The 12,292-nt window shown below is 50.6% G+C and carries 11 protein-coding genes; 6 read left to right on the forward strand and 5 right to left on the reverse strand.

Annotated elements, in window-relative coordinates; translation table 11 throughout:
* The first annotated feature begins 79 nt into the window (after window positions 1–79).
* Both SynMEDNS5_RS10805 and SynMEDNS5_RS10810 read left to right on the forward strand, forming a co-directional pair.
* On the forward strand, window positions 80–385 hold the full coding sequence (locus tag SynMEDNS5_RS10805; protein WP_255440140.1) for a hypothetical protein: 306 nt from the start codon (window positions 80–82) through the stop codon (window positions 383–385).
* A 4-nt stretch (window positions 386–389) separates the two neighbouring features.
* A complete protein-coding gene (locus SynMEDNS5_RS10810; protein WP_186583382.1) occupies window positions 390–2,030 on the forward strand; it encodes a SulP family inorganic anion transporter in 1,641 nt (546 codons plus the stop codon).
* 12 nt (window positions 2,031–2,042) lie between these two features.
* Here the strand turns inward: SynMEDNS5_RS10810 and arsH are convergent, their stop codons facing one another.
* The gene (gene arsH, locus SynMEDNS5_RS10815; protein WP_186583383.1) at window positions 2,043–2,744 is read right to left on the reverse strand and encodes an arsenical resistance protein ArsH; all 702 of its coding nucleotides are present in this window, start codon (window positions 2,742–2,744) and stop codon (window positions 2,043–2,045) included.
* Between the two features lie 425 nt (window positions 2,745–3,169).
* Window positions 3,170–3,442 (reverse strand): DUF3764 family protein, encoded by a 273-nt coding sequence (locus tag SynMEDNS5_RS10820; protein ID WP_186583384.1) that lies wholly within the window; start codon window positions 3,440–3,442, stop codon window positions 3,170–3,172.
* Between the two features lie 127 nt (window positions 3,443–3,569).
* Here SynMEDNS5_RS10820 and SynMEDNS5_RS10825 point away from each other — a divergent pair, with 127 nt between their 5' ends.
* On the forward strand, window positions 3,570–3,851 hold the full coding sequence (locus SynMEDNS5_RS10825; RefSeq protein WP_370593530.1) for a hypothetical protein: 282 nt from the start codon (window positions 3,570–3,572) through the stop codon (window positions 3,849–3,851).
* 46 nt (window positions 3,852–3,897) lie between these two features.
* On the opposite strand, the gene SynMEDNS5_RS10830 is transcribed toward SynMEDNS5_RS10825, so the two are convergent.
* Entirely contained in the window at window positions 3,898–4,338 is a 441-nt protein-coding gene (locus tag SynMEDNS5_RS10830; protein ID WP_186583385.1) for a hypothetical protein, read from the reverse strand.
* A gap of 515 nt (window positions 4,339–4,853) precedes the next feature.
* Window positions 4,854–5,168, reverse strand: a complete 315-nt coding sequence (locus SynMEDNS5_RS10835) for a DUF3303 domain-containing protein (protein ID WP_186583386.1) — start codon at window positions 5,166–5,168, stop codon at window positions 4,854–4,856.
* 664 nt (window positions 5,169–5,832) lie between these two features.
* On the opposite strand from SynMEDNS5_RS10835, the gene SynMEDNS5_RS10840 reads away from it, so the two are divergent.
* A complete protein-coding gene (locus tag SynMEDNS5_RS10840; RefSeq protein WP_186583387.1) occupies window positions 5,833–6,366 on the forward strand; it encodes a hypothetical protein in 534 nt (177 codons plus the stop codon).
* Window positions 6,367–6,948: 582 nt separating this feature from the next.
* Here SynMEDNS5_RS10840 and SynMEDNS5_RS10845 read toward each other — a convergent pair.
* Window positions 6,949–9,888: a DUF4114 domain-containing protein gene (locus tag SynMEDNS5_RS10845; RefSeq protein WP_186583388.1), complete on the reverse strand. Its 2,940-nt coding sequence runs from the start codon at window positions 9,886–9,888 to the stop codon at window positions 6,949–6,951.
* A gap of 373 nt (window positions 9,889–10,261) precedes the next feature.
* Between SynMEDNS5_RS10845 and SynMEDNS5_RS10850 the strand changes: the two genes are divergently transcribed.
* Window positions 10,262–10,507: a hypothetical protein gene (locus SynMEDNS5_RS10850; RefSeq protein WP_186583389.1), complete on the forward strand. Its 246-nt coding sequence runs from the start codon at window positions 10,262–10,264 to the stop codon at window positions 10,505–10,507.
* A 609-nt stretch (window positions 10,508–11,116) separates the two neighbouring features.
* Window positions 11,117–12,289 (forward strand): class I SAM-dependent RNA methyltransferase, encoded by a 1,173-nt coding sequence (locus SynMEDNS5_RS10860; RefSeq protein WP_186583390.1) that lies wholly within the window; start codon window positions 11,117–11,119, stop codon window positions 12,287–12,289.
* Window positions 12,290–12,292 lie beyond the last annotated feature (3 nt).

Here is a 12,292-nt window from a genome sequence, read left to right on the forward strand (position 1 = left end):
CACGTACATTTTTGGAATGATCCGACTTTTTCTCCTCGGGACGCTCTCTAGCGCTGGACTTGGTCTTTTCGCTGCGGGTATGGCCCACGCAGCCCCCGACCCGGCCGCTCTGGCTGACCATCTCAGCGAAACCAAGATTCTCTACTACGGCTCATGGCGATGCCCCGCCTGCCAGGCTCAGGGTCGCCTGTTTGGCGAGGCGGTCACCAAGCTTCCCTACGTGGAATGCGCCAAACCCAAGGAGCTGCCCATTCAGGCCGCTGCCTGCAAAACGGCCAAAATCCGCGCCTATCCGACTTGGATCCTGCCGACCGGTGAGCGCCGCGAGGGTGTCCAATCGCTGGAGGAACTTCAGGTTTGGTCTGGGATGAGCACAACACCCTGAGGTGATGGACCAACGCAGGAACTCTTTCATCCACGGCTTCAGCTGGAACCATTGGCGTGGCGATCTTTCGGGTGGTCTGACCGCGGCAGTTGTGGCACTGCCCCTGGCATTGGCCTTCGGCAATGCCGCCCTTGGTCCGGGAGGGGCGATCTATGGGCTGTACGGAGCGATCGTGACGGGGTTCCTCGCGGCTCTGCTGGGGGGAACGCCTGCACAGGTGAGTGGGCCGACGGGCCCGATGAGCGTCACCGTGGCCGGTGTTGTGGGCAGCCTTGCGGCTGTCGGCGTCAGCCGTGAACTCAGCAGCGGGGAGCTGCTGCCGCTGGTGATGGCCGCCGTGGTGATCGGAGGACTGTTTCAGATCCTGATGGGAGTGCTGAGGCTCGGTCGCTACATCACGCTTGTGCCTTACTCGGTGGTCTCCGGCTTCATGACCGGAATCGGGGTGATCATCCTCTGCCTGCAAATCGGCCCACTGCTGGGGATTGACAGCCGCGGCGGCGTGCTCCAGTCGCTCCAGTCGGTCCTTACAAATTTCAGCCCCCAGCCGGCGGCGCTATTGGTAAGTGCCGCCACCCTTCTTGTGGTGTTCGGCTGTCCAAGGCGGCTCAGCCAGGTGATTCCATCACCTCTGCTGGCGCTTGTTGTGATCACGCCGCTGTCGCTTTGGCTGTTCCCTGAAGAGCTCCCGCGCATCGGCACCATCCCGGAAGGCGGACTCACACTCACTGTGCCGAATTGGCAGGAGCACTTGCCTGTGCTGCTGCGAGCCGGGTTGGTGTTGGCCGTTCTCGGAGCAATCGATTCACTGCTCACCTCTCTGGTCGCCGACAACATCAGTTACACGCGGCATCGATCCGATCGCGAACTGGTCGGCCAGGGCATCGCCAACAGCGTGGCAGGTCTCTTCACCGGTCTGCCTGGTGCGGGGGCCACGATGCGCACAGTGATCAACATCCAGTCCGGAGGGCGCACCCCCCTCTCGGGGATGACCCACTCGATCGTGCTGCTGGTGCTGCTTCTGGGCGCCGCACCTCTGGCCGAAGGGATCCCCACGGCGCTGCTGGCGGGGATCCTGATCAAGGTAGGCGTCGACATCATCGACTGGGGGTTCCTGCGCCGTGCCCACCGTCTTTCCTTCAAGACGGCTTTGGTGATGTGGGGTGTTCTGCTGATGACGGTGTTCTGGGACCTGATCGGTGCGGTGCTGGTGGGCATGTTCGTGGCCAACCTGCTCACGATCGAGTCCCTCACTGCCCACCAGCTCGGAACCATGAACCAGCACCAGGAACCTTTGAACGCTGAGGAGCGAACCCTGCTGCAACGCTGCGGCGATGAACTGATGCTGTTCAGGCTGCAAGGGCCTCTCAGTTTCGGTGCAGCCAAAGGCATCAGTGAGCGAATGATGTTGGTGCGGCAATACCGGATCCTTCTGCTGGACATCACTGATGTCCCCCATCTCGGTGTCACGGCCAGCCTGGCGATCGAGCGCATGGTGCAGGAGGCGGCGCAACACGATCGACAGGTGCTCGTGGCCGGTGCAGCCGGCAAGGTGAAACGCCGCCTTGAGCTGTTCGGCATTCCATCGCTTGTCGGCACACGCCTGGACGCTCTGCGTGAAGCCGATCAACGCCTCAACGGTTGAATCACATCTGCTTCAGCTTTTTTCGGTGATGGCAGCGATCCCCATGCGCTGCTCGAGCATCTGCGCAGTCTCCCGCCGCTCACTGAAGCGATCCACCAACTGACGCTGATTGGGACGGATCAGAACAGTGAAGCGAATCAATTCCTCGCACACATCAATCAGACGCTCGCGATAAGAGGAGTCTTTCATTGTGCAGTCTTCGTTGAATTCAGCAGTGGAACGAGGAACACTGCTCTGGTTCGGGATGCAGATCATGCGCATCCAGCGACCCAAAATTCGAAGGCTATTCACGGTATTAAACGACTGAGACCCGCCCGACACCTGCGCAAGGGCAAGGGTTTTCCCTTGCGTCGGCCTTGAGGCGCCACTTTCAAGCGGGATCCAGTCGATCTGGTTTTTAAAAACACCACTGAGATTTCCGTGCAGTTCTGGTGAACACCAGAACTGACCCTCCGACCAGGCCACCAACTTCCGGAGCTCCTTCACCTTCGGATGATCCGACAACTCGGAATCAAAAGGGGGAAGATCATGGGGATCAAACACTTTGACCTCAGCCCCCATCGCCTCGAGGATGCGCTGGGCCTCCAGGGTGAGACAGCGCGAGCAGGAGTTGGCACGCAACGAGCCATACAGGGCAAGGATTCTTGGTCGGTGACTGATCGCCTGGACGGGCTGGAACTCCTCGAAGGAGGGGGCAGGAGGGTAAAAAGCCATCAATTCATCAACCAAACTTGATGAATTCAGCGTTGCTGGTCTTGGCTGGTTTGACCAGGAGGGTGACCGAACCTCAAGGGCGTGGAACCGCACTCGAGCTCAGAAACCGCAGCCGTTAGACAACAGGAACCAGCACAACAACCTGAAGCACCACCACCTGCTTCAGAGCTAAACCACAAGAACGCGCGTTAACCCATGATCAATTCGCTTTTAATAGCCCAACTCTTTCTCGCAAGCGATTACCAAGGCTGGGTCGACAGCCAGACCCCGGCAGAACTCTGCCAGGAGTACCAAGATGGGATGATCCAGCAACAGTATCTACCGGGAGGGCGATCGCAAACGCCCTGCGGGGAGGGAACCTTTGACGACCCTCTTGATTACATCCCTCAATAAAGGATTAACGGCAAAGGCAACTAAACCGCTGATCAGGCATCAAGATAAGAATTGATCACGGTGCTTTCAATCACGTGGCCAGCGCCGCGGATCATCTCCTTGTTGTCCTCAAAGATCTTGTGCGCTACTCCCACAGGACCCTGTTGAACCGCGCACACTTTGCTGGGATCATCTTTGCTAACCCCGCGAAAAAGAGATTTCAAGCCCACGGCAGCGTGCATCTTGACAACGTCATCGCTGTCGTAGATCGCAGCCCATTCAGCGAAAGGGACACTGAGGCTGAAGGTCCAAACCGTGGTTTCCATTGAACTTTGAAAGATGATCTATTGAAGCACTGGTTCCGCGATTGATCCGTAGTTGCCACAACACCAAGCGTATGGATCAGCCATCAGAGGGCCGTTCAGGCTAATCAAGACTCAGGACCCCTTACGCTTGGCAAAGGACTCGCTCGACGGCGCCATGGAGTTTTCAATCGTCATTCTCAATCAGTTTGTTGACCAATACCCAACAATCGAGTGGAGCGAGTGGAAAGACGGCAACAGCAAGCAAATGAAAAGCGAAGGCGATCACTGGGCCAAGGCGACCCTCTCCGGAACAGATGTCTGGAATTGCCTGGACATCCATCAGATCGATCCGAACCACCTCGTGCAATGGCGACCTCTCAACGACACCTTGCACAAGGTGAGTCTTCCAAGCAAAACCACTTCAAAGTAAGCAGCAGCGGCTACTGAGCTTCCAAATATGCGCTCAAAGCGTCGAATCAGCTGGGTGCCCAAATCGGGGAATCAGGATCCAATACAGGCTTGGAGTAGGTCCCTTTCAGTTGTCTTTGAGGCTGATCAATCCCCAGTCGCAAATGGCATTGCCTTGCAAATGCGATGGAGTCCTGATGGAAGCTTTTCCATGGAACCAATGTCTTTCCATTCCAGATAGGTGGCAAACCAGTCACTTCAACAATCCGATCGAACTCTTCAAAGTGATTTTGCAGTTGATCTGCTGATAAGAGATTCTCTGGTCGCGCCACGTTGAAAGATTTTTTAAATGGAGCACTCTCCATGCATTGTTCAAAACTTCTGGTCAGCTCAACTTGATGGCCCCACACTTTCACCCCGATAACTCCAACAACAAAAAAGCCGATAACCAATAAACCGATTCCAACGATTGCGGCAAGATGACCCCTCGACTCTCTGGTTTCGTCCATCAGAAGGTGATTTCATAAGAATTTTAAGGAGGTCTCTCGTCATCTGCGCCCCAGCTGAGTGATCTTCCATGCAGACTTGAACCTCCTCAACTCTTCCACAGATGCGATTGCTTACGACTACTCTGCTCTCACTCGTTGCTTTCGTGGTCGTGCTGGCGAGTGGGCTGAGCAGTGCCGAGAGCTTCACGACCCACATCGGCTCAAGGATTCCGCCTGCCGAAGCCGGATGCTTTCAGTCAGGGGATATTCGAACTGATGAAGGCAAGCTTCTCAAGGTTTTCAAATGCCCCGCTTAATTTGCACAAGAGACTCATGAATTAATGAACTGAGTACCCTTATATCGAAAATAATTTAACCAAAATCACCAACAAAAGTATTATGCATCTTCATCAAAAACTAAAATAGCCCTTTCGGGCAATACCAAAGGCTATCTGCGTGCCTACTAAAAACCCGCCATTGCTGACGGGGCTGATAGAGACAATATTTACTAACTGCAATGGCAGAGCACTGGGCAATCAGTTGCCCATCGACTCAAAAAGCTCCTTGTGGCACTCACAAACCTCCTCATCGGAGAAGGCTGGCTGAATGTCAAACTCCACGCCAAACATCGCTCTCCATGGGGCAAAATGCTTGAAAATTGCCTTAGTGCCTGATGCCTTGCAAATCACAATACCGCTACCCGTTTGAGGGGTATGCGTGCGGCTGATCAACTCAAAGCCTTCAAAATTGTCCGCTTCAGCGCCACTCGCCATGTACTCGATTAATTTGGCATAACCGGCCTTTTGCCCCTCGATTTCAGGGAACTGCCATGTTACGTTGTAGAGCTGCATTTTGGAAAATCAATGTAAATGACCATAACACCTTAATCGCCTACGCATGTATTCGTTACCACACAAATTTGTCAACTGGAGACCCGCACTGTTCTGGTGCAGCGGCTGGAAGCATGTCTCTCTGATGACCGGTCTGGCGGACCTGAGATTCCCACTGAGAGCTGAGCCACGACAAGACGAATCCATGAGTTCGCCGGGCGGAAATGGTTAAAGGGCCCTTGTAGGCCCCATGAGTCATTTTGGTGATACGGGAAGCTTCTGCCAGCTATGACGCCAAACCCCTAGCAATTAACAATACAAGTGTTCACCTATACTCATAGCAAGGCTCCCTAATGCCAAGGTTTGGTCAACAGACGTTAGAAATGATCCATGCCTACAACAGCTGCTTGTGCACTCTGGCGAAAAGGTCTCGACTCCGCCATTCGCACCGCCCCAGGCCTGGCTGGATTCACCGTGAGCAACGCCAAAAACCGCGGACGCATCGCTTGCGCTGGCGACCAACAGACTGGCGCAAACAAAAATCAGCCGTGCTGGACCTGGCCTGGTCACAGAGAACACAGCTAAGACCTTGTTGCTGCTGAACCTTACTACCAAGGCAATCGCCGAAGGCAAGACCGACAGCCTCAAAGCAGCACTGGCCACGGCCTAAGACGGCAGCACCACCATGCGCCGTGAACTGTTGTGGACGGAGGAAGCCGACAGCCTGCGGGATGTCCTTATGAATCACCGCAATGAAATCCGGGCTATCCCCTGGCGGGACAACTACCAGCCCTATGTAACCGAAGCCCTGCGGTTGATTAATGCCGGTCAGGCCTCTGATGGTCACACCCTCTTGAAGAGAACACTGACCAAATGGACGGGGATGGCCCCATCACGTTCCGCCTATTGCATCGCGCTGTGCAACCTGACTGATCACGCCATCGCCCGGCTTGGTGCCGCCAAGACATGGCAAATCAACACTGTGGACATAAAGGAATTGCGAGGCAAGGCAGACAAGAAACGCCGCAAGTTCACCCTGTCCGACACCGAGCTGCAATTCCTGATCAATGGCGTAGCAGCCGCAATCGTGGCTGCTACGCCAGAGAGTGGCATGCCTAAGAAGCCAATAAAGGTGATGAACTTGGCTGCCGCGGCGGTTCCGATGATGAAGCCCGTAAATGAGCCAAACACCCCTTGGATGAGGTTCATCGCCAACTGACCGATTTGGCAGTAGCCAATATTCTTGAAGAGTGCCGTAAAGAAGTCGAAGATCGCTGCATTGAGCCCCGAAGCCAGTGCTGCGCATTCAAGGCTTATCATGAAGTTGATCGCTTTAGCGGTGAACTCACCAACCATCGTTCCGATGCTTCCGCCCAGTTCTCCAGGCACATCTCCGAGGTTGAGGTCACCGAATATCAGACTCAAGGTCTCTATTCAGGCTGTAGAAGATATAGCCGACTTCATAGAGGAATTGGTTGAGGCTGATGAGTAGGGGCAGCTTCTTTAATTTAAATAACAATGCTGCAAAGCCTATTTTCAGTCACCCTTGCAGTTTTCATGTGTGTTCAAGCTCGCCAATGGCAAGCGGATTAGTCGCAATGCTCCCCGGATGTTCCAGACGCCGACTGCAATTGGTACGTTGTCGCTCCAGACAACACCCTCGGCGAAGGCTTCAGCTGGGAAAATGCTCCATGGTTCAGCGCTGAAGGGCTGCTTGATGTTGCCGAATTGAACAACACCATAACTTCAATACAATAGCCAAACCCTGAATTAGATCCAGCCTAGGCCACTGTAATGCAATCTAAGCAGTAGCCCTAATATTTTTATGTACTGTATTTTGGTAAAGATCAATATAATTTTGATTTGTTTCATCATAGTCAATTATAAATCCCGTGGGATTGGTATCATGCTTAACATCGGGAATGGTTGACTCGGCGCCAATTGTTACAATAAGATCGTTGTAATCACGATCGGATTCACTATTGCTGACCAAAATATCTTCAAAAGCATAACTAATAGCACCAGCTTGGGATGCAGTGCTTATCATTTGAATCGCGTTGCCTGGATTTGCACTAGAAAATGATGAATGCAATATATTTTTTTGACCATCAACACTCAAGAATAAACCGTAGCCGGCATTGGGCTTAAAATCGGTGATATCAGAAATAGTGACTTCTGATTTATAGCCAGGCATATCTTTGCCTGTGAAAAAAAGATTTGAAGATTTTGACAAGTCCATTGCTTGCTGCATATACCCATCTTCGCCGGGCTTGATGCTGTCTTCTGCAATTAATATCTCCCCAGTGACAGGATCGCACTCATAGAAGCCCAACGAAGTGATTAATCTACCTAAGCGCTTGATATTCAAATAAATTTTTTCAGATTGAGGCGTATCATTAAGCCAACTGCCTGTTGAAGAAGTAAAAAACCTGACTTGAATATTTTTTTCAAAATGCACATCTACGGAGTTACCATTATCATGCAGAGTTTCGATTGCAAGTTTTTGATCTTCATGAATAGCATATGGCTTATATGTTCCGTCATCCAAATGAGCAGAAGATAAAGGACCAACTTGTAAACCCTCTGTTGACAGCCAGTTTTCAGACTGCTGATCAGAGTTAATATTTTCAGCAGTAAGGGCCGCAATATGCTTTGATTGACTTTTTGCTGATGACAGTAACGTATTGGATATCGAATCTTTTTCAAGACCGATAGTTACCAAGCCGGCATTCTGATCAATTCTAGTTGCATGGATTTTAAGGCTTTTATTTAATTTCAATGCGTTGTCGGGCATTGAACCAAGACCTGTATCCCACTTGGTCATGGTATTCCATTTCTGTCCTGAATAGAAGACATGATTTGAAGAGTCATTAGTGCCGAAGGCATACATTAATTGTCTCTCCTTATTATCATAGAATATATCGTCGGTAATTGAATAGGAGAAATGGTTGTTTCCTAGTGCGTAGCTTTTATTTGATGTCAACAGACCTTCTGAAAAATTGCTCAATGCATCGAATTTGTTGTTCCGATTCAGCGCAGATAAAATTCCAATATCTCTAATTGCATTAATATTTCCATTGCTAGTGCCATCTTTGTTCCACGAATCAACATAGATCCCTGTTCCCGCACTCTTATCTGATTTTCTTCCAATTGAGTTTCCATCAATTCCATAATTCTTGGAACCTTGCAGTGGTTTTCCATAAATACTTTTATTAGATATAACTCCGTTAATATAATCAAAAGGATTATACTGGGCTATTCTAGGAATAGAAATGTTTGTCAGTTTATTACCACTTACATTTCCATTCGTAAATCCATAAGATCCCATAGAAACAGCTGAGCCAGTATTACCTTGGATTAATGTCATATCCTTCCATCGTGAATTACCAGTCAAAACTTTGATGTTATCATCAGTGACCATCTGAAAATTTCTTTCAAATAGACTATATGGCGCTAGTGTTTCGGGACCATCAGATCCATCAGACCATGTAGATATCTGGTTGTCATACATATAGATAGGAGAAGACGCCTTGCCTCCCTGATTAAAAAATTGTGTTGTAGAATTTCCCGAAACATAATTATCAATAGCCTTCTTGATTCTCCGCCAATAAGTTTGCTCTTGCTGGTTGGCTTTAGTTTCGACCCACCAATCATACGAGCCATCAGAATCATTATAACCGTTTAGCTGAATTGCTGAGCGATTAACTTTTGCATTGTCTTTGAATGTAATACCAGCAACTGAGATTGCTCTATTACGTGGTGTATTGGAAGTAGGTGTTTTACCTTTGAAAGAGCTTTGCAGCTCAAGAGCAGTATTATAAAATTTTTTCTCAACATTAGGTTTATATTTTTTATATTGATCAAATTTAGTTCTACTGTCAATAATACTATTCTTTGAGCCTGTAACAAACCAAGGAATATCGTTTTCGAGTAAAATCCTTACTGGTGAACCAAACTTTTTTTTATACTTTGGATTATTTCCATTATAAGTTACCAGAATAGATTGGGCAAGAAGTTTCTTGCTCGTGTCGACTAGATCATCAACAATTAAATGATATTGGCTTACATCGTCCGGAAGACCGCCAGCTTTCTTATAACCTTTGTTTAGCAGTAGATCGGCTATACCACCAATCGTTACTGTAAAACCAGGCAAAACGTTAGAATTTTTTTTATCTTTTAAATCCTTTAAAGTCTTGATTTGAGAAGTATTTTTTACTCCTGTTTTGAGGCTTGGGACAATATCATCATAAGAGTTTGGCCCTGTCGTAATACTAACAACTCTTTTGCCAAAATATTGAATATTTCCCTCCTTGGAAGATTTTTCTGTATAAGGAATAAATGTAAATTGTCTGACGCCCTGAGTCGCTTTCGCCGCTGAATTACCTCCAATCAAACCGTCTTTTAGACCACTTAGATTAAATTCAATTTTTTTCCGGTTTGTACCACTTACAAATTTTCCTTTCATTGCATGGTCGCCTACTGCAAGCCATGACTCTTTCTCAGGTAAACCTTCAGTTTGATTAAACTCAATCCCGAGAGTGTATTTACTAAGATCTGTGTCCTTCGGAAAAGCTTGACGAAAATGTTCTAAAAGATAAATGCTATCACCATTACCATTAAAAATCCAATTACCTTCAGTAGGTTCGATATTTTGGGAACGGTAAGTCCGTTTAGACCCAGTTTTAGTTATTGTTTTTCCATCCTTTTTCCAATAAAGTGAAAAATCAAAATCGAAGGACATTTTTTTGAAATCATAAATAGACTAATTTTAAGATCAAGGCCGATGTCTTGGCCAGATTTAACAATCAAGATAGAATTTATATTTTCTTCGGGTAACATGATAAAGCCCTTGCAGGACTATCCAAGGCAAAAATCATGATCACAAGGCTAATAAGAACTCGTCTTACGGGGCAGAAAAGTCAATTACTACCCACACTACTTGCAGATAAAAATCACATCCCCCATCCGAGTGGTCTTCGCTGCTGACCTATCCCCCAAACGGATAAAAATCTTTAATACCGCTCCCTCTAGTGAGCTAGTGATCTCAGTAATGTTCTAAGAAGATGACCATTAAACTTGCATTAGGTCAGCCATAGTCAGTTGTAATGGCATAGATGTTTCCAACGTTGTTGCGCTGCCACGCAGCAAAGAAACGGAAGCCTTCTCAAGGGTTAGTGAAAGCTTCAAAATTCATGATCAGCAAGGCAGTAGCCACCCGAGTGGCAAAGAATGCCTCCGCAATGAGCGTGACCGTAGCGCAGTACAACCAGCTGAGCTATCAGCGCAGGTCATGGCTGAGGATGCTGGAGAGTCCTCTTCAATTAGCCATTGAAAAAAGTTGGTTGCCCTCGCCAGAGTGATAGCTTGCAATCGACCATTACCAAAACCTCCGGTTCAGATTCCGTGCGTTGAAATGACGTGTCTTCAGGGGTTGGGAGATTTGGAGCCGTTAGGGGGTTGATGGCTGGATTGCATGGCAGCCAGTAAGCCAGAAAATGTTGCCACTGTGATGCGCCTGATGCTGGCTCACATGGCAGTTCTCAATAAGAGGGTTATGAGCGCGATGGTGCTTGACCGCCTGGACGCGGAACTGGACGCTGCCCGCAGGATGCCCACGAACCTCTTGGCAATAAACAGCGGACCCTTGAGATGCGCTGTCTTGGAATATTTAAGAGGCCCTTCCAGGCCCCATGAGTCATTTGGGTGATAAGGCTGACTTCACCCCATCTCCCCTAAGGGTCAGGCAGCAACAGGGGCTGCTTGACGGGAGAAACGAACGATGTTGTTCGCAGTTACGGGTTTGCTCTCACCGAGCAGGCTTCAGTCACCCTCCTCATGCCCCGTCGAAACCATTGCAGCCCCGGGAAGGGGGAATGGAGCTGAGCGGAATCGAACCGCTGTCCGGAACACTGGTGTGGATCACCTAGTCCGGAAAATCCGGACACTGCCATTCTGACAGCAGTGGTGACGTGGAGCACAGCAGCGTGGGGAGGGAACACCGCCATCCACCCAAACGAATCCCCTGCATCGCCGTGCTGCCCCAGGGCCTGGAGGCCATCGGTGCTGCCGAACTGAGCGCTCTTGGTGCCAAAGAGGTGAAGCCTCTCCGCCGTGCGGCTTCGTTTGACGCCGACATGGCCTGTCTTTACAGGCTGCATCTCCAGGCGCGATTGCCGTTTCGGCTGCTCCGCGAGATGAGCCACTTCCCCTGTAGAGAGCGCAATGATCTCTACGACGGCATCCAACAGGCTCTCGACTGGGAGCGCTGGTTGCATCCCTCCATGAGCTTCCGTGTGGATGTCACAGGCACAGCCCCAGGCCTGAACCACAGCCATTTCACGGCCCTTCAGGTGAAAAATGCGGTGATCGACCGGCAACGGGACCTCTGGGGAGAACGCTCGTCCATCGACCTTGAAGAGCCCGATCTGAACCTGCACCTGCATCTGCACCGCGGTGAAGCCACACTCAGCCTCGATGGCTCCGGCGGCAGCCTGCACCGGCGCGGTTACCGCGCGGCAATGGGTGCAGCACCCTTAAAGGAAAATCTGGCCGCAGGACTGATCCAGCTTTCAGGATGGGACGGCAGCAGCCCACTGGTGGATCCTCTCTGCGGTTCCGGCACCCTTCTGATCGAGGCGGCAGCCATGGCTCTGCAGCTTCCACCAGGACTCGATCGTGTCTTCGCTCTTGAAAGCTGGGCTGATTTCAACCTGGATCAATGGGACGCCGAAAGAAAGCGCGCTCAGGACCGGGCCTGCAGAGAGCGGAACCTTCCCCTGATCCAGGGGTTTGAGGCCGATCCCAGCATCGCCGATCAAGCCCGAGCCAATGTTCAGGCCGCAGGCCTGCAGCACATCGTTGAGATCCAAACGGGATCGTTCCACAACTTCGCCCTGCCGCAGGAGCCTGGGACGCTGGTGTGCAATCCGCCTTACGGCGAACGCATTGGCGCGGAAAGCGATCTGGAGAGTCTTTATTGCGATCTGGGTCGCTACGCCAAAGAGCACGCATCGGGATGGGCGCTGTGGGTGCTCAGCGGCAACCCCAAGCTCACCGGAGCCCTGCGCATGAAGGCCACCCGCAGGATTCCCATCAGCAATGGCGGCATCGACTGCCGCTGGTTGCACTACGACGTGCGCTGAAGC

This window comes from Synechococcus sp. MEDNS5 (assembly GCF_014279875.1).
Classification (GTDB): domain Bacteria; phylum Cyanobacteriota; class Cyanobacteriia; order PCC-6307; family Cyanobiaceae; genus Synechococcus_C.